This window comes from Micromonospora sp. SL1-18, assembly GCF_047921505.1.
Lineage (GTDB): Bacteria > Actinomycetota > Actinomycetes > Mycobacteriales > Micromonosporaceae > Micromonospora.
In genome coordinates this window covers 63,327-83,437 of record NZ_JBLROA010000011.1, presented here as the reverse complement: position 1 = coordinate 83,437, position 20,111 = coordinate 63,327, and the positions used below count along the sequence as shown (strand labels likewise).

Below are 20,111 nucleotides of genomic sequence, written 5' to 3'. Positions count from 1 at the left end.
GCCGCGCCTTACGGGGCGCTGTTTCTATGGACAACGCGGAGGGTAGTCAGGTGACTAGTGCCCGGGCGAGCCGCCGAGCCTCGGTCACCAGCCGGCTGCCACCGCCCCGCGCCACCACGTCGGCCAGTCCCGGCACCTCGATCCGTACCCCGGTCGCGGTCGCCGTATCGGCGGCCAGGGTGAGCAGGTCCGGGGTGCCCCGGGGCGGGGTGGGCGCGGCCAGCAGCGGTGGCAGCGCCGCGGCGAGCAGCCGCCAGGTACTCAGCCGGGCGCCGGCCGCGACGGCGTCGCGTAGCGGGGTCGCCGCCCGGGTCAGCGTCAGCTGGCCGTCCGCCGCCAGCGCCCCCAGGTGCCCGCCCACGGCCGGCACGTCCAGGTCCCCGGCCGCGGCCAGCATCAGCAGGGCGTCGAGCGCGGCGACTCGGTCCACCTCGTGCCGGGCGCACAGCCCGTATGCCAGGGCCAGCGCCGGGCCGCCCGCACCGGTGCACTCGGCCAGCACCGGCAGGATCGTCGCACCCTCGCGGACGTTCTCCTGCGCCGCCGCGGCGATCGCCGGGAGCAGGTGTGCGGCCACCAGACCCCGGTGCCCGGGCAGCACGGCCGGCCAGAGGTCGTCCCAGCCGCCGTAACCCAGTCCGATCGGGCGCGGTGTCACGGAGAGCAGCCGGAGCTGGTCCACCACGCCCTCCGGTGGGGTGGTGGCGACCAGGGTGCGCCGTGTGGGCAGATGGTCGTATCCCAAGTAGTAGGAGCTGCTTCGCTCCCGCCGGCCGACGGTCACCACCTGTTGGGCCAGCGCCGGGAGGGCGTTCCCGCGTAGCCAGCTGGCCAGCTCGTCACCGGCAGGCGTACCGAGTGCGGCCGCGCGGGCCGCCAGCGCCTCGTCCACTACGGCCGGCAGCCGCAGCAGCGCCTGGGTGAGATCCCACCGCCACACTGGGCGGTCGCCCAGGGCGGTCAACCGTTCGTACAGGACGGTCGGGTCGATGGCTCCGGTGGCCGAGGTCGGCGCGGCGAGCAGGCCGGGGTCGTGGCGCGCGTCCAGCCGCTGCCCGATCTCGGCGAGCCGGACGCAGTACAGCTGAGTCGGCGCGGGTCGGCGGGCCTGCTCGGCGGCCGGACTGCGCCGGAACAGACGCCACCTCCGGGGGCGGGACTGGGTGAGCATGCCTGCCCACTGGTCGCGGCGGGCCGCCGCCTCGGCCGGGGCGGCGGCGGCCAGGAGGACCCCGTGCAGCTGGACCGAGAGGTGGCCGTACAGGCCCACCTGATGGCGTTGCAGCACCGGCAGCAGGGCCGCCTCCAGCCGGCCGCGGTCTGCGGTCGCCAGCCGGACCAGCCCGTCGAGGACCCGCTCGACCAACAGCGCCGGCCAGCGCCCGCCGAGCAGCGCCGACACCTCCTCGACCAGTTCGTCTACCTCGGCGATCGGCGGCGGGGCGGCCGCCGGCGGCACCGGGGTCGGCAGCTCGTCACCGGCCACCGCCACGGCGACGGCGCCGACCGGTCGGTGACCGTGCCGCTCGGCGACCGCGACCGCCCGGTCCCGCAGGTCCGCCGCCGGGTGCTCGGCGGCCACCGCCACGACCGACGCGATCTCGGCCGCCCGGTCCGGGCGCTGCCGGGCGAGCCGGTCCAGCCAGGACAGTTGTCCCCGCACCAGGCTCTTCTCCGGGCGGGTCAGCACCGCCCGCGAGACGTCCAGAAGCGACTCCAGATCCACGTCGCCGGCCAGGCTCCGCAGCGCCCGTTGCGACATGGCGGCCACCGGCCCAGGTCCGTCGGCGAGCAGCCGCAGGTGCGTGGCCGACCGCGCCGCCACCTCGGCCGGGGTCGGCGCGAGCAGGTCGTGCAGGGCGAGGAATGGCCGTAGCGCGGCCGTGCGATCGCCGCGCAGCAGCCGCCCGAGGACGCCGTCCAGCAGGCCCGACCGGTCCAGCCGCCCCTCCGCCGCCAACCTGGCCAGGGCCCGGGGTGCCGCCTGCCGGTCGTCGCCGAAACCCCAGGAGGCCAGTTCGCTGCCGAGGCCGTCCACCTCGAAAAGCCGCGGCAGCAGCACGTCCAGGAACGGGTCGGCGCGCAGCCGGTCGAGCAGGGGCGGCAGCTGCCGGTTCCCGGGTTGCCACCACAGGGCCTGCGCCCAGCCCGCGACGAACGCGTCCCCGGCCGGCGGCGCCGCCTTCTCCGCCAGCAGCAGCCCCGCGACGAAGTGCCAGGCGTCCCCGGGCTCGTCCCGCGGCAGCCGTTCGGCCAGCCGGTACGCCAGGTTGGCCAGCCAGGTCACGCCCCGCTGCCGGGCCGTGTCGACCACCGGCTCGGGATCTGCGTCCCGCAGCCACACCGACCGCCGGCCCAGCAGCGTCGCCGCCTTCGTCGCGGTGCTCAGCGTGCCGACCGCGGCCACGGCCAGCGCGGTCGACTCCTTGCCCCACCACCAGTTGTCCCGCCGCCGCCGCACGTGCGCGACCAACTCGTCGCCGAGCGCGCGGCGGGTCGGCTCGTCCAGCCCGATCAGGGCCACCCGGACGGCGAGTACGTCGCCGCGGACCAGGGATTCGAAGAAGTCCGTCACGCCCGCACCTCCGCCAGCGTCCGCGCCATCGACACGGCCAGCGCGTGCTTACAGGGCCCGCGCTGCCCCTGATGCCGCCCCCACCAGCGGCAGGAGCAGGTGTACGACCCGTCCGGCAGCCGCCGCACCCGGTAGACCTCCTCGCCGCTGCGTACCGTCGCGTGCTCGTTCGTCCACTCGACCGCGCCCCGTTCGACCAGCGCCCGCGCCCCGACCAGGCGCGGGTTGTCCCGCTCGGCCCGGCCCGCGTCGTACGGCATGACCCGGTGGAAGTACCCGCCATCCGCCACGTCGTAGCCGACCCGGCCGGCGGTGCCGAGCTGGGCCAGGGCGGCGCGTACCCGGTCGTCGGGCAGGCCGGCCGCGTCCGCGAGCGCGGCGACGTCGATCATTGGGTCCCAGGAGAGCAGGGCGCCGACCAGTTCGGCGTCGTCGACCACCTCGTCCCCGGCCAGCGCGAGCAGGGCGGCGCCCTCGCCGGAGAACCCGCGGTAGGGCTCGGGGGAGAGGGTCAGCGACAGCCGCAGCGCGCCGGTGTCGAGCTCCCAGGTGCTCGGCACCGCGGGGGAGCCGGCCCGCACCGGTGGCCCGTACACCCGAAGGGCGCGTGCGTGCCGGAGCAGGCCGCGCAGGGCCGCGAGTCGGCCCGCGCCGGCCAGGCAGACGGCGCCCGGCACCGGCCGTGAGGTCAGCCGGAGGGTACGCCCGGCGGGCACCGCCCAGAGCACGGAACGGTCGTTGGCGCCGGGGAGCCGGCGCAGGAATGCGGCCGCTTCGGCGGCGGGGATCTCGGCGCGTGGCTCGAACGCGGCGGTGAGCACGTGCACCTCGGCGAAGCCGCGCAGCCAGCGCCCTGGCAGCGGGACCTTCTTCTCCACCACCGCTTCGTCCATGGTCGAGACGGTCAGGTCGTCGGGGCCGACGGCCATGTGCAGTGGCTCGATCCCGCCGACCCGCGCGAGCGCCTCCCGCAGCGGCGGGTTCACGTCGACGTTGGTCGTGCCGTGTCCGACGATGTCGCCGTCGAATCCGGCCGGGACGACGTCCATCCGGGCGTACACCCCGCAACAGCCGGAAAAGGACTCGAAGCGCAGCCGGTCCCGGCTGCCCGTCACCACCGGGTCCAGACTCGCCGCGCTGACCGGCTGGTGATAGCGGGTGCGGGCCACCTCGGCGACCGCGAGCAGGCCGGCGGCCGCCGCCGCGGGCGTGGTGAGGAAACCGCTGAAGAATTGCGGATTGGCGGCGGGGCCACCGCACGTCTGCAAATCGAGACCGGCGGGGCGCAACGCGGACGGCTGAAGGTATCGGTACGTCTGGACGGCGTTCACGGCGGACACCGTAGGGCGACCGGCCGACATCCTCCGGCGGCCCGCTCCTGGGCTGCTAGTTTGCTCCGGTGTTCGCCCTGCCCCTGACCGACGACGCCGAGCTGCGCCCGCTCCAGCCGTGGCACGCCGACGAGTTCCTCGCCAACATCGACCGCTGCCGAGAGCACATCGCCCCGTGGGTGGGTGCCTCCTTCGTGGCCACCGACGCCGACTCGGCTCGCCGCGTCCTGCAGAACTACGCCGACCGGTGGGCGCGCGACGACGGCGGAATCTGGGGGATCTGGCAGCGTGGCACCCTGGTCGGCGGCGTGCTGTTCGTCTCGTTCAACACCACCACCGGCGTCTGCGAGGCCGGCTGCTGGCTGGAGGCCGGTGCCGAGGGGCAGGGCCTGGTCACCCGCGCCGCCCGCGTGATCATCGACTGGGCGATCCGCGAGCGTGGCATCCACCGGGTGGAGTGGGTGACCAAGGCCGGCAACGACCGCAGCATCGCCGTCGCGCGGCGGTTGGGCATGCGCCGCGATGGCGTCCTCCGCGAGGCCGCCGCGGGGCCGACCGGCCGGGCCGACATGGAAGTCTGGTCGGTGCTGGCCCAGGAGTGGACGTCGGAGGCGCCAGCCGGCCGCTGACCGCCGGGCCGGCGGACACGCGACGTGGTTCTGTCGTACCCCGACGTCAACATGTGTCCATGGCTGCCCCCGCACTGGCCGACCGGTCCCCCCAGCCGCGCGCCCTGCCGCTGCGCGAGGTCCGCACCCGGCTCACCCAGCTCGTCGCCCTCGCCGAGCTGACCGACACCGTCACCGTGGTCACCCGCGACGGCGACCCGCGTCCGGTCGCCGCGATCGTGCCCGCCCCCGCCGCCCGCACGGCGGCGCAGGCCCGGGCCGACGCCGAACGGCTCGCCGAGATCAGCGCCGGCTGGGCCCGCCGCCTCGAGGAGCTGCACCGGCAGAGCAGCCGGCGGCACGCGGCCGAGCGGCGTGCGCTCACCGACGCCCTCGCCGAGGCCTGGGCCGAGCTGGACCGCCGAGCGGCTGGTGACCCGGCGCTCGCCCGGCTCCGCGCCGCGCACGCGGAGCTGTTACGCGGCTGACCCACCCGGTCTGAACGGCCGATGGCGGCGACCCGGGTCGCCGCCACCGGCGTACGTCTCAGTCCCGGCCGCGCTGAGCGCGGTAGCGGCGGATCAGCGCGGCGGTCGAGGAGTCCACGTCGCCCAGCTCCGGGGCGTGCCCGGTGAGCTTCGGCGCGAGCTGGTTGGCCATCACCTTGCCCAGCTCCACGCCCCACTGGTCGAACGCGTTGATGTCCCAGACCGCCGCCTCGGTGAAGACGATGTGCTCGTAGAGGGCGATCAGCTGGCCGAGCGCCGACGGTGTGAGCTTCGGTGCGATGATCGACGTGGTCGGGTGGTTGCCCGGCATCACCCGGTGCGGCACCACATCGGCCGGGGTGCCCTCCGCCTCGACCTGCTCGCGGGAACGCCCGAAGGCGAGCGCGGCGGTCTGCGCGAAGAAGTTCGACATGAACAGGTCGTGCATGTCCCCGAGGTCGTGGTTGGGCTGGCTGAACGCGATGAAGTCGGCCGGGACGAGCCGCTTGCCCTGGTGGATCAGCTGGTAGAAGGCGTGCTGACCGTTGGTGCCGGGCTCGCCCCAGAAGACCTCCCCGGTCGGGTACGTCACCGGGGTGCCGTCGACGGTCACCGACTTGCCGTTGCTCTCCATGGTGAGCTGCTGCAGGTACGCCGGGAACCGGTGCAGGTACTGCGCGTACGGCAGCACCGCGTGGGTCTGCGCGCCGAGGAAGTCGGTGTACCAGACGTTGAGCAGGCCCAGCAGCGCCGGCATGTTGCGCTCCACCGGCGTGGTACGGAAGTGCTCGTCCACCGCGTGGTAGCCGGCCAGCATCTCCCTGAACCGCGCCGGCCCGATCGCCAGCATCACGGACAGGCCGACCGCCGAGGGCAACGAGTATCGCCCGCCCACCCAGTCCCAGAAGCCGAACATGTTCTCCGGGTCGATGCCGAAGTCGCGGACCCGCTGCTCGTTGGTGCTGACCGCGACGAAGTGCCGGGCGACAGCGGAGTCGTCCGCGTCCAGCCCCGCGAGCAGCCAGCACCGCGCCTGGTCGGCGTTGGCCAGGGTCTCCTGCGTGGAGAACGTCTTGGACACCACGACGAACAGCGTGCTGGCCGGGTCCAGGTCGACCGTCTTGTCGTGGATGTCGGTCGGATCGATGTTGGACACGAACCGGCAGCTGATCCCCGCGTCCCGATACGCCTTCAGCGCCTCGTACGCCATCACCGGCCCGAGGTCGGAGCCGCCGATGCCAATGTTGACCACGGTGCGGATCCGCTCGCCGGTGTGGCCGCGCCAGCTGCCCGACCGTACCCGATCGGCGAAGGCCGACATCCGATCCAGCACCCGGTGCACGTCGGCGACCACGTCCTGCCCGTCGACCACCAGCGACGCATCGGACGGCAGGCGCAACGCGGTGTGCAGCACGGCGCGGTCCTCGGTGGAGTTGATGTGCTCGCCGGCGAACATGGCGGCGACCCGGTCGCTCAGCCGGACCCGCTCGGCGAGCGCGGTGAGCAGGCGCAGCGTCTCGTCGGTGACCAGGTTCTTGCTGTAGTCCACGTGCAGGTCGGCGACGTCGCCGGTGAGCCGCTCACCCCGCTGCCCGTCGGTGGCGAACAGCTCCCGCAGGTGGGAGCCGCGCAGCGCCTCGGCGTGCTTGCGCAGGGCCTGCCATTCGTCCGTGGTGGTGACGTCCACAGCCATCGAGTAGATCTTCTCCTTCACGACGAGGTCTGCCAGCGGGCCATCGTCGCCCCGCTGCCGGCAACCTCACCAGCCTGCCACCCCGGACAGGTGCGCGCGACGGGACCGGACATCACCCACACCGTGGAACGCGCCCCCGTCCGCCGCGCCACCCTGGTACGCACAGCGCGTCAAGGCCAAGGCCAGAAGTCAAATCCGTCGACCGGTGGGTCGACGTACGCCACACTGGCGACGTGGATCATCGCGACCTGGTCCGGGTGAGCAAGCGGATGTCGCTGGCCCTGCGGCACCGCCCGGACCGGTTCGGCCTGACGCTCGACCGGGCCGGGTGGGTGCCGGTCGCGGACCTGCTCGCCGCGCTGAGGATCAGCCGCGGTGACCTCGACGCCGTGGTCGCCGGCAACGACAAACAGCGCTTCGCCGTCGAGCGCGGCGCCGACGGCGTCGACCGGATCCGGGCCAGCCAGGGGCATTCGATCCCGGTCGACCTCGGCCTGGCCCCCGCCCCGCCGCCGGACCGGCTCTACCACGGGACGAGCGACAGCGTCCTGCCCGCGATCCGCGTCGAGGGACTGCGCCGGGGCCGCCGGCACCACGTACACCTGTCGCCGGACGTGGAGACCGCCCGCCGGGTCGGGGCCCGCCGGGGCGGCGAGGTGGTGGTGTTGACCGTGGACGCGGCGGCGATGGCCGCGCACGGGCACCTCTTCTACCGCAGCCCGAACGGCGTGTGGCTGACCGACGTCGTCCCCGCCGCCTACCTGCGCGTCTGACGCCGCTGCATGATCATGAATTTTTTGTCGCGACACGCCCAACTTCATGGTCAACAGACGCGACGAGGGCTCATGGCTGGCGCTGCTCGGCGAGGAAGTCGGCCAGCACCCGGGTGTGGGTGGAGAAGGCCAGCTCGACCGGCTCGGTGACGACCAGCCATTCGGTGGCCTCCTCAGTCGGCGCCGAGGGCGGCAGGTCGCCTACCGCCCGCTCGGGCAGCACGCCGAAGACCATCATGGTGCCGCCGGCCGGCGCCCCATGCACCGCGTACAGCCGGGCCTCCTCGGTGTTGGCCAGCAGGCCGGTCTCCTCCCGCAGTTCCCGGACCAGCGCCTCCGACCACTCCTCGCCGTACTCGATGAAACCGCCGGGCAGCGCGAGCTGCCCGCGGGCCGGCTCGATGTCCCGGCGGACCACCACCACGCCCAGGCCGGTCGGCGTCCGCACCGGCAACACCGCCACCGCGACCGGCAGCGGATTCCGCCACACCGTCCCGCCGCAGGCCGCGCAAACCCGTGGCCAGCCGGCCTCCGCCGGGTAGGCGGCGCCGCAGTACGAGCAGTACGAGTACGGTGTGACGGTCACGCCGCAGCACGTTACCCGCCCGCCGAGCCGACCGTCCCCGTCATCCGGCCGGCGCCTGGTGTGTCTCCGGATGCAGCAGCTGCTCCGCGATCCGCTGGACGTTCCTGCCGCCGGTAGTCTGCGCCGACCGGAGGGGGAGGGGAGATCGTGGAGACCATCACGCTGTGGCGGCCGACCGGGCCGGAGGAACTGGCCCTGGTCGAGGCGTCCGGCTGGCGTGCCTGGCCGCCTCGGCTGTCGGATCAGCCGATCTTCTATCCAGTGCTCAGCGAGGAGTACGCGATCCTGATTGCCCGGGATTGGAACGTCCCGGCCTCCGGCGTCGGGTACGTGACCCGGTTCGCGGTGCAGCGCGAGTTCGCCGCCCGGTATCCAGTACGTCAGGTGGGCGGGCGGGACATTCGCGAACTCTGGGTGCCGGCCGAGGATCTGGCCGAGTTCAACGAGCACCTCGGTGGGCCGGATCGAGGTCGTCCACGAGTTCAGGGCCGCGCCGGCCTGACGCCGATGCGGGGCACCCCGGTGAGGTCCCCCGGTGAGGTGCCCCGCGACGGCGGATCGGGCGGTCAGCCGCCGAGCCGGGCGGCCACGGCGCTGCGCAGCTCGGGTAGCCGGTCGTGCAGCAGTCCCGGGCACTGGGTGTTGTTGAAGTCCTTGTGCCCGTAGATCTCGCTGGACGGGATGCCGTACTGCTGGCAGGTGAACGCGCAGAACCACACCAGGCTGTCCCAGAGCGCCTTCGGCGGCTGCACGTTGAGGTAGGTGCCGTCGTTCTCGATGCCGATGGCCTGGCTGTTCTGCCCGACGCAGTGCGCCCCCTGCACCATGGTCTGCCCGTGCAGCAGCGCGTACAGGCTGCCGTGTCGGCCCTCGGTCAGGTAGCCACCGCGGCTGTTGGTGAAGTGCTGCCCGGAGTCGAGCCAGCCGTTGGTGTCCATGTGCAGGTTCTGGATGTCCCGCGAGTTCTGGTAGGCCTGCGCGAGGCTATAGTCGGTGGTGTTCGGGAACGCCGTGTGATGAATGATGATCTTGTTCGGGCGGCTCTGCACCACGCTCACGGGGGACGAGGGTGGGCGGGCGCTCCAGGTCGCGCAGTTGGCGATCACCGGCTGGTCGACCGGGGTGGCGACGGCCCGGGCACTGCGGTCGTCACCGAACTGGGTGAGCGCGGTGGCGCCGGCGGCGGCGCCGAGCAGGACCGCGCCGCGCAACACGGTCCGCCGGGGGACGGGGACGGACATCGGGGCCTCCTCAGGGGTACGGACGCCGCCGGTGGCGGGCAGCTGCTCCGGGTCGCGGCGTGGCGTCAGACAAGCCGAGCCGGAGTGGCCGGAGGGCGGCCCGCCACCGGGAGCGGGTCAGCAGGGTCCGTTGCAGGCCAGCACCTTGAGCCGGTCCAGGGTGCCGTTCCAGACGTTCTGGTCACCGGGGAAGGTGCCGGAGGAGGCCCACTGCCAGAACGAGTACGTCCCCCAGCCGGCTGGCAGGGTGCCGACGGTGCTGGCGTACCGGGCGATCCAGAGCGGGTTGTTGGCGGCGAATTGCGAGGTGTTGCCGGTGCAGGTGCTCCACCAGTCGGTGGTGGTGTAGATGGTCGCCCACCGGCCCGTGCGGGCGTAGTACTGGTTGACGAACGAGGCGATCCAGCTGCGCATCGAGGCCTGGCTCAGCCCGTAGCAGGTGGCACCGTACGGGTTGTACTCGATGTCGAGCGCGCCCGGCAGGGTCTTGCCGTCCTTGGACCAGCCGCCGCCGTGGTCAACGAAGTAGTTGGCCTGGGTGGCACCGCTGGACACGTCCGGTCGGGCGAAGTGGTACGAGCCCCGGATCATCCCGACGTTGTACGAGCCGTTGTACTGCTGGGCGAAGTACGGGTTGGTGTAGCCGGTGCCCTCGGTGGCCTTGACGTACGCGAACCGGGCACCGTTGTTCCAGGCGCCCTGCCAGTTCACGTTGCCCTGCCAGCTGGAGACGTCCATGCCGGGCAGGCCGGCCGGTGCGGCGCTGGCCGGCGCCGCGCCGACCAGGGTCGAGGCGGCCATGGCGACCGTGGTGAGCAGGGCGACGCTGGCCGTGCGCAGCGCCGATCGCAGGGGACGCTTCATCTTTCCTCCCTTGGGGGTTTGCCGCAGTGCGGCTGGTGAAAGGAACTGTCAGTATTAGGTCACAGGTTGGAGACAAATTTCAATAGATACATGGAAGATCATCTTTCAACTTCCGTCCGGGCGTCCGGCGCGTCGATTCCGGCGCCGCCCGTTCATACGACGCGGCCATCGCGCGGGCCAGCCGAACTTCAGGGAGATACCTGATCAGCGCCGCTCGTCCTGGCCCGACTCCGGCGCGGTGGCCTCGGCCGGCGCCGCGTTCTGGGCGGTGGCCCCGGAGGGCTGCTGCGGGACGATGGGGATGGTGCTGAACGGCTCGAAGATCCGGTCGAAGCGCCGCCGGTCCCGCAGGAGCTCCGCGCTCCACTGGGCGGCGGCCTGCTGCTCCGCGGCCATGTGCCGCCGCGCCCGGGTCAGCTCCTCGGCGATCGCCTCCGCCTCCTCGTCGCCGGCGGGATCGGCGCCCATCTTGTCGAGGAGCGTCACCCATCGCCGGTTCAGCTCCTCCGCGTACCGGGCCCGCGTCAGGTACAGCTCGTACTCGCACTCCAGCTCGATCAGGCGGTCCCAGTGTGGCCGCAGCGTCTCTCGCACCCGGTCGTCGTGGCGTACCTCCCGCACCTCCGGCCGGCACTCGACCGTCATGCCGGCGCGCTCGTACCGCCACGGCGGCTGCTTCTCCAGCGCCGCCTGCAGCGCGACCTCCAGGTCGCCCGCCCGGTGTGGGGCGATGTCGCGCGCCCGGTCCGCGGCGATGCGCCGCAACCGGTGGATCGCCGCGTGCCTGAACTGTCCCGCGCACCAGGCCAGCGCCTCCGCGCGGAGGCCGGCCGCCGACCAGGTGAGGACGGGATAGACGGTGAAGGTGAAGACGTGTCCCTTCGCTGCGACGGCGAACGGGTTGTACGACTCCCGGTGTTCGAGCTTGAGCGTCTCGTCGGGCGGGAGAGACGGCACGTCCCCGTCCGCCGCCGCCCACAACTTCTGCAGCAGCGGAAGCAGCTGCGCCCACAGGGTACGAATGCCCGCCAGCAGGCGGGGGCCGACGGCGTCGGCCAGCTCCCGCCCCCGGTCGGCCCACCGTGGCCGCCGGTCCGGTGAGCGCGCCTTTCCACCCGACGCGTCGGTCATGTCACCCCTCCTCCGCACCGTCAGCCGGTGCCAGCGTCCGGCTCGCGGGTGGGCTGGTTGAGGGGTGTCGCGCCGTGGGCACGGACCAGCCCGGGACGTGTCGACGGTGACGAACGTCGACCCACGCTAACAAGGCGGACCGCCAGCCGCCCGCAGCCGCGCGGGCACTGAGTTTCGGCACGCCCGGTCGGGCCCCTCGGAGTTACACCGTTGCTCTACCTTCAAGGCTGGCCAGGAAAGTCGGGTACCAGGCGACGAAGAGGGACCGATGGAGCAGAGGCGTGGGTACTGGAGCGACTCCGGCGGCAATGTGAGTGCGGAGGAAGCCTGGGACGTCTGGGCTCGGCATGCGTATGACGTACTCATCGAGGTAGCCCAGCGATATCACGAGATCATCACCTACAAGAAACTCGGAGAACAGGTCCAAGCCAGGTCCGGCGTACGGACCTCGGCTCTCCTGCACAACTGGATCGGCTCTGTGCTCGGTAGGGTTGTGCGCGAGGCGCACCGCCGAGGTGATCCGCCACTGACCGCGCTTGTCGTGCACACCGACGACGGCAAGGTCGGGGTGGGATACAAGGAGGTGCTGCAAGTGGCTGGGGAACTGCCGGTCGAGGATGAGCTGGAGAGGGAGCGGCATGCTGCCCGAGCTCGCCTCGACTGTTATCGCCATTTCGGTGCGGCGCTGCCACCGGATGGCGGCAAGCCTGCCCTTGCGCCGCGCCTTGAGAAGGCGATTGCCTACCGACGTGCCCAGGCTCCTGAGCCGCGGCGGCCAATGTGCCCCAACTGTTTCATCCAATTTCCCGCGAGCGGTACCTGCGACAACTGTGGCTGAGGCTGTTGCTTCAACGGTCGTTCGCCGTTGATCAGGCCCAGAGCCCGCGGAGTTCGAGCAGATCACCGGCCAGCTGTTCGCCGGGTTCACCAACGACGAGATCGAGGGCGTACGAGAACTGGGTCGATGATCCGGTGAAACCGGCCGATGCGGGCCTGCCGGGCAGCCACTTCCTCGCGATCTGGTCCTAGGATCTTCCGCATGCAGGAGGGCCGGTGGACGACGATCACGCCGTCGCAGTTCGCGCACGAGCGGGAGGCGCTGGCGTACGTCCAGGCGCTGCTGCCGGACACCGAGCCCTACCGGGCCTGGTCGAACTTCATGTTTACCGCGCAGACCGGCCACCCCTATGAGGTCGACCTGCTGGTGGCGGCCCCGAGCGGGATCTACCTGATCGAGATCAAGAGCCTGACCGGCCGGCTGGTGTCCAGCGGCTCCAACTGGATCCAGTCCAACCCGAGTGGCACTCGGACCTTCGACAATCCTCTGCACCTGGCCGACGGCAAGGCCAAGAAGCTGAAGTCCCTGCTTCAGATCGCCGCGGACCAGCGCAAGGGGCCAAGGATGCGGGTCCCGTTCCTCCAGGCGGCGGTGTTCCTATCCAAGCCTGGCCTGCAGATCGGGCTCTCCGACCACCACCTGCACGGCATCTACGGCTCCGAGCCGGTGCCCGGACACCAGGCCGGCCCGCTGCCGTCCATCGGCTCGCTGCTACAACGACCCCCGCAGGACGAGCGACAGCGAGTCACCAAGGAGCTGTCCGCGGCGCTGCCTGACCTGCTCAAGGCCGTCGGCATCGCGCGGAGCCGCAAGCACTACCAGATCGGCTCGTGGGATCTGGAGAGCCGGCCGTTCGACCTGGGCCCCACCTGGCAGGACCACCACGCCCGCCACCGCGATCTCGAACGTGAGCACCGCCGCGTCCGCATCTACCTGGTTGAGCGGAACGCCGTGCAGGCCGAGCGGGCGAGCATCGAACGGGCCGCCAAACGCGAGATGGTGGTCCTGCACGGCATCAACCATCCGGGCATCGTGCGGGTCGACTCGATGGAGTCGCACGAGGCGGGGCCCGCGCTGATCTTCCGCCACGACCCCCGGGCCATGCGGCTGGACCACTACGTCGCCCAGTACGGCGAACGGCTCGACCCGCTGAGCCGCCTGGCGATGATCCGCCAGCTCGCCGAGGCCGTCGCGTACGCGCACGGGCGCCGGCTGCACCACCGTGCCCTCTCCGCCCGCAGCGTGCTGGTCGCCCCCGGGCCGAAGCGCCCCGGCGGCAGCGAGGAGGAGGCGTGGCTCGTCCCGCAGTTGCAGATCAGCGACTGGCAGGCCGCCACCCGGGCCAACGAATCGGTCGGGGGCAGCAGCGGTGACCCGGTCACCCTCTCCTCCCACGCGGCCTCGCACATCGAACTCTCCGCCGAGGCGTACCTCGCGCCGGAGTTGACCGCGCCCCGGCCGGACCCGGTCGCCATGGACGTCTTCGGGCTCGGTGCACTGGCGTACCTGATCCTCACCGGCCAACCGCCGGCGGCGAAGCGGCAGGAGCTGCTGGCCCGGATCGCCCGGGACAACGGCCTGTGCCCCTCCGCGGTGGCGGACGGGATCACCGAGTTCGCCGACGAGCTGATCCAGGCCGCCACGGCCCCGGTGCCGACGCAGCGCCTCACCACCGTCAGCGAGTTCATCGAGATGCTCGAAGAGGTCGAGAACGAACTCACCGCGCCGCCACCGGTTTCCGTGCATCCCGAGGAGCCCGAGCCGGCGGAGACCGACCCGCTGGAGACCCGCGGCGGCGATCGGGTCGCCGAGTGGACCGTCAAGAAGCGGCTGGGCACCGGGTCGACCTGCCGGGCGTTCCTCGCTCACAACGAGCGCACCGGCAGGGACGAGGTGCTCAAGGTCGGCCTCTCCGACGAGAAGGGCACGCGGCTCGCCCACGAGGCCCGGGTGCTCCGGCCGCTCACCGATTCCCGGGTGATCCGGCTGGCCCGCCCGGAGCCGCTGCAGATCGCCAACCGTACGGTGATCGTCCTCGAGCACGCGGGCGAGCTGACCCTGGCCCGCAAGCTGCGTGACGACGGCCGGCTCACCGTCGACGAGCTGGAGACCTACAGCGACTACCTGTTCGGCGCCCTCGACTACCTGGAGGGCGAGGGCGTCTACCACCGCGACATCAAACCGGACAACATCGCCATCCGGGTACGCCCCAACCGCACCCGCCAGCTCGTGCTCTTCGACTTCTCCCTGGCCGGGGTCTCGGTCAAGGAGTTGGCGGCGGGCACCCCGCGCTACCTCGACCCGTTCCTCGACCCGTTCCTCGGCACGGCCAGCCGGCAGGTCTACGACAAGCACGCCGAGTGGTACGCCCTCGCCGTCACCCTGCACGAGATGGCCTCCGGTGAACTGCCGATCTGGGGCGACGGCGGCACCGAGCCGCAGCTCACCGAGGGCCCGCCGGTCCTGGCCGCGGAGGCGTTCGACCCGGCTGTCCGCGACGGCCTGGTGGAGTTCCTCCACCAGGCCCTGCACCGCGACCACCGCCACCGGTTCGCCTCGCTGAAGGACATGCGCGACGCCTGGCAGCAGGTGTTCCGCCGCTCCGACGCGAGTACGCCGGTCGGGACCGACCACCCGGAGATCGAGGCCGACGAGCCGGACGTCGAAATCGCCGAGGCCGCCCGCGAGGAGGCCGCCGGCAAGGCCACCCGGGCGACCGCCCTGGAGGCCGCCGGCCTCACCCCGCGAGCGGTCTCCGCCTCCCACCGGCTCGACGCCGCCACCGTCGGCGAGCTGCTCGCCGTCGCCAACAAGCTCGCCCACCTGCCCGGCCTCGGTGCCAAGACCCGCCAGGAGTTGCAGCGCCGGGTCAAGGAGTGGCGTACCCGGCTGGGGGAGCGGGAGATCATTCCCACCTCGGCCGCCGCCCGCAAGGCGGCCACCGCCGAGGCCGCCACCGAGACCACCGCCGGTGACGGCGACACCGATCTGGTACGCGTCGGGCTCGACGCGATCGCCACCCTGCTCCTACCGGTCAAGAACAGCCGCAACGCCGCCGAGGTGGAGGCGACCCGGCTGTTGCTGAACCTGCCCGACTCCTCCGGCGCGCTGCCGGCGCTGCCGCTCTGGCCGCAGCAGCCGCAGGTCGCCACCGCCGTCGGGGTCACCGCCGGCCGGATCGCGCAGATCCTCGGCAAGCAGCGCAAACGCTGGCACGAGCTCCCGGCCGTGGGCAGCGTGCGTACGCAGACCATCGAGCTGTTGCGCGACGGCGGGCGGTGATGGGCGTCGTCGAGCTGGCGGCGGCGCTGCTCATCAGCCGCGGCTCGGTGCGCACCGGCGACGAGCTGCGGCTCGCCGTCGCGGTCGCCGCCGTGCGGGCCGCCGTCGAGATCGACGCCCTCGTAGAGGAGCCGCGCCTGCTGCTGCGCCGCCACGCCCGCGCCGACGTCGACGGCAAGCCGCACCCGCGCGGCGACCGGCTGCTCGTGGCCCTCGAAGCGGGCGACGACGACGCGCCGGACACTCCGGCCGCGCCGGCGCTGCTCGACTACGCCGACGCGCTCGGCAAGGCTGCCGACCGGCTCGCCGCCAGCGAGGTGCTGCCCAGCGCGGCGACCGTGCTGCGTACCCTCGCGGCGGTGGCCGCGCCGGCGGTGCGGCCGACGCGATCGACGAGCGGCGGCGGGTGCTGCTCGCCGCGGTGGCGTCGGAGCGGGCCGCCGCGACCGCACGGCTGGAGCTGTACCCGCGCGACCTCGACCCGGTACGCGCGCTGCGGCTCGCCCAGGCCGGCGTGGTACCGCCGGCGACCACGGCCGAGGGGCGGCGGGGCCTGATTCCGGAGCAGGTCGTCCAGCGGGTGACGGCGCGGTTCCCCGAGCTGGCGCCGCTGCCGCCGCACCCGAAACTTGACCGGCTGCTCGCCGACGCCGGCTTCGACCTGCGGTGGGACCGCGACAAGTACGTCCCGCCGCCGCCCCGCAACGTCTCGTCCTCGATGTCGATCATCCAGCGTCGGCCCTCGGCGACGAGTGTGCCGAGCCGCTGGGCGGCGGAGTCGCCGGAGCTGGCGGCGGCGATGCGGGCCGAGGAACGGCTGACCGCGGCCACGTCCGTCGGAGGCTTCCGCGCGCTGACCGTACGCCTCAACCGGTACGCGCTGGCCCGCGAGGAACTGGCCCGGCGCTTCGACGCCCGGCCGGTCAGCGTGGCCGCCGTGTTCCTTCGCGAGCTGCGCGGCCTGGTCGACGCCAAGCCGAAGCCCACCTGGGAGACGGTGCTGGGTGCGGACATCGCCGAGCCGGGCTCCCGGGGCGCCATCAAGCTCGGCGAGTACGTCGAGCAGGCGTGGGACCTCGCGGCTCCCGCGCTGCGGGCATCGCTGTCGCCTGACGAGGGACCGGTGCTGCTGCACGACGCGGCGGTGCTGGCGCGGTACCGGGCGATGGAGCGGCTCCACGAGCTGGCGGACGTGGCGCGCGGTGGGGCGGGAGACGTGTGGCTGCTCTGCCCGATGGAGGACCCGGGGACGCTGCCCAAGCTGGACGGTGCGGTGGTCCGGGTGGGCGACAACGAATGGATCGCCCTCGCGGACGCCTGGGTCGTCAACGCCCACCGCAGCACAATTACCTCGGCTTGATCACCCCCCGGGATTTCCCTGACAGTTGGCAGCGTTCCGTGACGTCCGCCGGGTGCGGGCGTGGCTCGTCCTCGGGTTCAGGCGTGTCCGGCTTGTGCGCGGGCCGGTGGGGTACGGCAGACTGTGCGGCATGAGTCCAGTGAGCCGTAACCGGCGCCGCAACGGGAAGAAGCGATCGGTTCGGGGCGGTGCCCCGCTCGTCGTGGTGGGCGAGCCGGAGGAGTGCGACTGCCCGCACTGCGCCGGGGAGCAGCCAACGCTGGAGCTTGCCGATCTGATCCCGGCGGCGGTCGACATCGACGCCATACAGGATCCGATAGAGATGGAGCTCGTCGCCTCGACGTTGCTGGCGCTCGGGGCCAACCTGGGCGACGACCGCGACCTGGCGTTGCGGGAACTGTTCGTGCCGGCGTTCGAGGCGCAGGCCAGCCGCGAGGCTCGGGCGATGCTGGCAGGGCTCGCCTCGGTCTCCGAAGGCGAGGTCAGCCGCGCTGCGACGGAGGCCGCCCGCCGGCTCGCTGACTCGGGCGTCAGCGAGCCACCATGGCTCGCCGAACTGGACGCCCCGGTCACGGCCGAGGAGTGCATCCGCTTCGCCGATCCGGAGGGGTTCACATTCCTGCTGGCCGGCAGGTTCCAGCGGGCCGGCCGGTCGCACGTCGTCGGCGTCGCCTTGGACGACTGCGACTGTGGTGGCGCCGGTGAGATCCTGCTGATCGACGCGGACCAGTGGCCGGAGGCGCGCGAGGCGCTCCTGTCCGACCTGCGCGCCGGCGGGGTCGAGGTAACTGAGGAGAAGGTGCGGCCGGCGGACTTCCGCGGGGCCGTGGAGGACGCGCTGGACGCCCGCGCCGAACACGACCGCTTCGACCCTGAGGCGCTGGACGAAGTCGTCGATGAGGACGGCCCCTGCTACGCCGCCCTGGCCCTGCTGCTGCGCAGCCGGATCCGGGCGCTTCCCGTGCCCCGGCAACGTAAGCGCGGCAATCTGCAGGACGGCGAACTGGACGTAGCGTCGATCTCCGCGCTGCTGGACCTGCTGCAGCCGTCGGGACGGGCCGGTGGCGTGCCCGCCCAGCGTCGCCCGGCCAGCCTGCCCGCGAAGCGCAAGAAGTCCGACGGCCCGGCCCCCATCTACCAGATCAAGGTGAGCCTGCGAGGGGCTCGCCCGCCGATCTGGCGGCGTCTCGAGGTGCCTGCGGACGTCAACCTCACCTGCCTGCACGAGTTGATCCAGGTCGCCTTCGCCTGGACCGACAGCCACCTGCACGTCTTCGAAACCCCGTACGGTAGCTTCGGCCGCCCCGACGCCGACCTCGGCCACCGTGCCGCATCGCGGGTCACCCTGGAGCAGGTCGCCCCCGCCGCCGGGGACAAGCTGCGCTACACGTACGACTTCGGCGACGACTGGGAACACGACATCCTCGTGGAGAAGGTGCTCGACCGGGACGCGTCCGTGACGTACCCGCGCTGTGTCGGCGGGCGGCGGGCCGCGCCACCGGAGGACTGCGGCGGCGTGTGGGGACACGCGGAGCTGGTGGAGATCCTCGGCGACCCCACCCATCCGGAACACCGGGACCGGCTGGACTGGCTGGGCCTGGACGACCCGAGCGACTTCGACCCGGCCCGCTTCAACACAAAGGCGGTGACCGAAGCCCTGCAGCAGAGGCGATAGTCGCCAGACGACCTATCTTCGGGCGCGCCTCCTCGGGCATTTCTGGGGCAGACGGTGCCGATCAGTCAGCCGAGCCGTGAGGCACCACCCAGGCGGTTGGCTGCCCGGTGATCGCCGTGATCATGTCAAAGTCACCGTCGTAGTGCAGCACGGTGGCGCTGTGGCGTTCGGCGGTGGCGGCGATCAGCAGGTCCGCCATCGACAGCGCCCGGTGGTTGCCCTTGTGCAGTGCCTGGACCTGGACGTCGATCGCCCGGTCCCAGACTTCGTCGGGCATGGCCAGCCACTCGAACCCGCCGAGCAGCCAACGCGCGCGCTGTGCGTCCTTTGCGGTGCGGGCGCTATGGATCACCTCGATCTCCACCGCCCCGCACACCGCGAGCAGCCCTCTGTCGGACAACTCGTCGAGCACGGGCGTGACCGTGGGCTTGGGCCAGCGGGCGAGCGCGGACTTGTCGAGGAGGTAGAGTTCCCGGCTCACGCCGCGTCCGACGTGGCCGTACCCGTTTCACCTGTCAGGTCGGGAAGCCCACCGGTCTTGAGCCAGTCGGCGAACTCGCGCCGCTTTTCCCGCTTGACGACGGCCTCAAGGGCGGCGTTGACCGTCGCCTTCTTCGTCGTGGTGCCGAGGATCTTCGACGCTTCCGCGAGCAGGTCGTCGTCAACGTCCAGGATCGTTCGTGACATGGTAGGGACCCTTCTTCCGGCGGCGAGTCAGCACTGATGATATCAAGAATCTCCAAAGCTGATATCACTGCGTCCGCGGCGTGTCGGGCTGGCCGGCGGCGGGACAGATGCCGGTCGCACCGATCGCATCACCGAGCATCGGCCTGAGCACGCACCCCCGAGCCGTTGCGGGCCGCTCTGCCGTCACCCTGCTCATGACGGGAAGCACGGGGCGAGTGGCGCGGGAGCGGCTCGAGGCCGGGACGCGGGCAGCGCGGCGGAGGCCGGCGAGTTGGATGTAGATTTCGCGCTTCGCGGTCGCGTTGCCGCGCGGGTTGATGACGTAGCCGGTCAGCCAGATCCAGCCGGTGTAGGTCGGGCGGTCGCAGACTGAGACGACGCGGAACGTCAGGGCGCGGTCGCCGGCGAACTGCACCGAGGCGTAGCCGTCGATCCGCAGCAGGTCGCCGGGTTCGGGTCGCCGCACCATTACCAGTGGCCCTCGTTGGGCTGGCACTCGCGGGCGTGCATGGTCTGCCAGTCGCGTAGCGCCCGTTTGAGCCGGCTGTTCTCCTCGCTGAGCAGGCGTACCCGCCGGTGCAGGTCGGTCAGCTCGTCGGCGAGTTGGGCCTGGAACTCGCGTACCTGATCGGGGTCGACGCCCCGGCGGCGCGGGTCGAACGTGCGGGTCCGCACATCGTGCGGGGTCAACCGGGCCGGGAGGCCGGTCCCGTAGAGCTGGCCGGATCGATACACCTGGGCCACGACGGTCCTTTCCGGGGCAGGTGGGAGCACGGAGGGTCGATGCGGTGGGTCTGGAAGGGCGGGCCGTCCGCACGCCGGCCGCGGGCGACCCGCCCGCTCCGCCGCCGCAGCTTGCGTTCAGCGGTACGACAGCGGAGCGGTCCGGTGGGTCGGGACGGGTACGTCCACCCGCCCCGACCAGGGGGATGAGCCGAACTCGTTGCCACGCGAGGACCGGCTCTGCTCCAACATATCT

At 72.3% G+C, this 20,111-nt stretch carries 18 protein-coding genes and 1 pseudogene; 8 read left to right on the top strand and 11 right to left on the bottom strand.

The features are described 5' to 3' along the window. Nucleotides 1–46: 46 nt before the first annotated feature. Together ACNAW0_RS07485 and ACNAW0_RS07480 are read right to left on the bottom strand one after the other, a co-directional pair. Nucleotides 47–2,575: a hypothetical protein gene (locus tag ACNAW0_RS07485; RefSeq protein ID WP_416286995.1), complete on the bottom strand. Its 2,529-nt coding sequence runs from the start codon at nt 2,573–2,575 to the stop codon at nt 47–49. Then, complete coding sequence (locus ACNAW0_RS07480; protein ID WP_416286994.1) at nt 2,572–3,906, bottom strand: SWIM zinc finger family protein; 1,335 nt, start codon at nt 3,904–3,906, stop codon at nt 2,572–2,574. The genes ACNAW0_RS07485 and ACNAW0_RS07480 overlap by 4 nt, the downstream gene beginning before the upstream one ends. A gap of 68 nt (nt 3,907–3,974) precedes the next feature. On the opposite strand from ACNAW0_RS07480, the gene ACNAW0_RS07475 reads away from it, so the two are divergent. Together ACNAW0_RS07475 and ACNAW0_RS07470 are read left to right on the top strand one after the other, a co-directional pair. Next, a complete protein-coding gene (locus ACNAW0_RS07475; RefSeq protein ID WP_416286993.1) occupies nt 3,975–4,535 on the top strand; it encodes a GNAT family N-acetyltransferase in 561 nt (186 codons plus the stop codon). Between the two features lie 59 nt (nt 4,536–4,594). Continuing rightward, a complete protein-coding gene (locus tag ACNAW0_RS07470; RefSeq protein ID WP_416286992.1) occupies nt 4,595–5,002 on the top strand; it encodes a type II toxin-antitoxin system Phd/YefM family antitoxin in 408 nt (135 codons plus the stop codon). 58 nt (nt 5,003–5,060) lie between these two features. Here ACNAW0_RS07470 and pgi read toward each other — a convergent pair whose 3' ends face one another. Next, the gene (pgi, locus tag ACNAW0_RS07465) at nt 5,061–6,695 is read right to left on the bottom strand and encodes a glucose-6-phosphate isomerase (protein WP_416287054.1); all 1,635 of its coding nucleotides are present in this window, start codon (nt 6,693–6,695) and stop codon (nt 5,061–5,063) included. A 233-nt stretch (nt 6,696–6,928) separates the two neighbouring features. Between pgi and ACNAW0_RS07460 the strand changes: the two genes are divergently transcribed. After that, complete coding sequence (locus ACNAW0_RS07460) at nt 6,929–7,468, top strand: RNA 2'-phosphotransferase (RefSeq protein WP_416286991.1); 540 nt, start codon at nt 6,929–6,931, stop codon at nt 7,466–7,468. Nucleotides 7,469–7,538: 70 nt separating this feature from the next. Here the strand turns inward: ACNAW0_RS07460 and ACNAW0_RS07455 are convergent, their stop codons facing one another. Further along, nucleotides 7,539–8,054, bottom strand: coding sequence for an NUDIX domain-containing protein (locus ACNAW0_RS07455; protein ID WP_416286990.1), 516 nt, complete (start codon nt 8,052–8,054; stop codon nt 7,539–7,541). A 144-nt stretch (nt 8,055–8,198) separates the two neighbouring features. Here ACNAW0_RS07455 and ACNAW0_RS07450 point away from each other — a divergent pair. Next, nucleotides 8,199–8,556 (top strand): annotated as a pseudogene (locus ACNAW0_RS07450) (ADP-ribosylation/crystallin J1). A 64-nt stretch (nt 8,557–8,620) separates the two neighbouring features. Here the strand turns inward: ACNAW0_RS07450 and ACNAW0_RS07445 are convergent. From ACNAW0_RS07445 to ACNAW0_RS07435, 3 genes are all read right to left on the bottom strand, one after another. After that, entirely contained in the window at nt 8,621–9,295 is a 675-nt protein-coding gene (locus ACNAW0_RS07445) for a peptidoglycan recognition family protein (protein ID WP_416286989.1), read from the bottom strand. A 117-nt stretch (nt 9,296–9,412) separates the two neighbouring features. Further along, nucleotides 9,413–10,159 carry a lysozyme gene (locus tag ACNAW0_RS07440; protein WP_416286988.1) on the bottom strand — a complete coding sequence of 249 codons (747 nt, stop codon included), beginning with the start codon at nt 10,157–10,159 and terminating at the stop codon, nt 9,413–9,415. 204 nt (nt 10,160–10,363) lie between these two features. After that, nucleotides 10,364–11,290 carry a hypothetical protein gene (locus ACNAW0_RS07435; RefSeq protein ID WP_416286987.1) on the bottom strand — a complete coding sequence of 309 codons (927 nt, stop codon included), beginning with the start codon at nt 11,288–11,290 and terminating at the stop codon, nt 10,364–10,366. 268 nt (nt 11,291–11,558) lie between these two features. On the opposite strand from ACNAW0_RS07435, the gene ACNAW0_RS07430 reads away from it, so the two are divergent. The 4 genes from ACNAW0_RS07430 to ACNAW0_RS07415 all read left to right on the top strand — a co-directional run bounded on the left by ACNAW0_RS07430 (nt 11,559) and on the right by ACNAW0_RS07415 (nt 18,445). Continuing rightward, a complete protein-coding gene (locus ACNAW0_RS07430; protein ID WP_416286986.1) occupies nt 11,559–12,128 on the top strand; it encodes a hypothetical protein in 570 nt (189 codons plus the stop codon). A 201-nt stretch (nt 12,129–12,329) separates the two neighbouring features. After that, complete coding sequence (pglW, locus tag ACNAW0_RS07425; protein ID WP_416286985.1) at nt 12,330–15,410, top strand: BREX system serine/threonine kinase PglW; 3,081 nt, start codon at nt 12,330–12,332, stop codon at nt 15,408–15,410. Between the two features lie 406 nt (nt 15,411–15,816). After that, a complete protein-coding gene (locus ACNAW0_RS07420) occupies nt 15,817–16,770 on the top strand; it encodes a hypothetical protein (protein ID WP_416286984.1) in 954 nt (317 codons plus the stop codon). 130 nt (nt 16,771–16,900) lie between these two features. Next, nucleotides 16,901–18,445 (top strand): IS1096 element passenger TnpR family protein, encoded by a 1,545-nt coding sequence (locus ACNAW0_RS07415; RefSeq protein ID WP_416286983.1) that lies wholly within the window; start codon nt 16,901–16,903, stop codon nt 18,443–18,445. Between the two features lie 61 nt (nt 18,446–18,506). On the opposite strand, the gene ACNAW0_RS07410 is transcribed toward ACNAW0_RS07415, so the two are convergent. The 4 genes from ACNAW0_RS07410 to ACNAW0_RS07395 all read right to left on the bottom strand — a co-directional run bounded on the left by ACNAW0_RS07410 (nt 18,507) and on the right by ACNAW0_RS07395 (nt 19,876). Then, nucleotides 18,507–18,926 carry a PIN domain nuclease gene (locus ACNAW0_RS07410; protein ID WP_416286982.1) on the bottom strand — a complete coding sequence of 140 codons (420 nt, stop codon included), beginning with the start codon at nt 18,924–18,926 and terminating at the stop codon, nt 18,507–18,509. Continuing rightward, nucleotides 18,923–19,132, bottom strand: coding sequence for a type II toxin-antitoxin system VapB family antitoxin (locus ACNAW0_RS07405; protein ID WP_416286981.1), 210 nt, complete (start codon nt 19,130–19,132; stop codon nt 18,923–18,925). The genes ACNAW0_RS07410 and ACNAW0_RS07405 overlap by 4 nt, the downstream gene beginning before the upstream one ends. Before the next feature lie 64 nt (nt 19,133–19,196). Continuing rightward, nucleotides 19,197–19,601, bottom strand: a complete 405-nt coding sequence (locus tag ACNAW0_RS07400) for a hypothetical protein (protein WP_416286980.1) — start codon at nt 19,599–19,601, stop codon at nt 19,197–19,199. Then, a complete protein-coding gene (locus ACNAW0_RS07395) occupies nt 19,601–19,876 on the bottom strand; it encodes a DivIVA domain-containing protein (RefSeq protein ID WP_416286979.1) in 276 nt (91 codons plus the stop codon). The genes ACNAW0_RS07400 and ACNAW0_RS07395 overlap by 1 nt, the downstream gene beginning before the upstream one ends. Nucleotides 19,877–20,111: the final 235 nt, after the last annotated feature.

What these genes read in the sequence shown, in the direction of transcription:
- pglW (WP_416286985.1), top strand. Translation starts at nt 12,330, where the DNA reads ATGCAGGAGGGCCGGTGGACGACGATCACGCCGTCGCAGTTCGCGCAC.
- ACNAW0_RS07400 (WP_416286980.1), bottom strand. Translation starts at nt 19,601, where the DNA reads ATGGTGCGGCGACCCGAACCCGGCGACCTGCTGCGGATCGACGGCTAC.
- ACNAW0_RS07445 (WP_416286989.1), bottom strand. Translation starts at nt 9,295, where the DNA reads ATGTCCGTCCCCGTCCCCCGGCGGACCGTGTTGCGCGGCGCGGTCCTG.
- ACNAW0_RS07405 (WP_416286981.1), bottom strand. Translation starts at nt 19,132, where the DNA reads ATGTCACGAACGATCCTGGACGTTGACGACGACCTGCTCGCGGAAGCG.
- ACNAW0_RS07440 (WP_416286988.1), bottom strand. Translation starts at nt 10,159, where the DNA reads ATGAAGCGTCCCCTGCGATCGGCGCTGCGCACGGCCAGCGTCGCCCTG.
- ACNAW0_RS07430 (WP_416286986.1), top strand. Translation starts at nt 11,559, where the DNA reads ATGGAGCAGAGGCGTGGGTACTGGAGCGACTCCGGCGGCAATGTGAGT.
- ACNAW0_RS07470 (WP_416286992.1), top strand. Translation starts at nt 4,595, where the DNA reads ATGGCTGCCCCCGCACTGGCCGACCGGTCCCCCCAGCCGCGCGCCCTG.
- ACNAW0_RS07435 (WP_416286987.1), bottom strand. Translation starts at nt 11,290, where the DNA reads ATGACCGACGCGTCGGGTGGAAAGGCGCGCTCACCGGACCGGCGGCCA.
- ACNAW0_RS07415 (WP_416286983.1), top strand. Translation starts at nt 16,901, where the DNA reads ATGAGTCCAGTGAGCCGTAACCGGCGCCGCAACGGGAAGAAGCGATCG.
- pgi (WP_416287054.1), bottom strand. Translation starts at nt 6,695, where the DNA reads ATGGCTGTGGACGTCACCACCACGGACGAATGGCAGGCCCTGCGCAAG.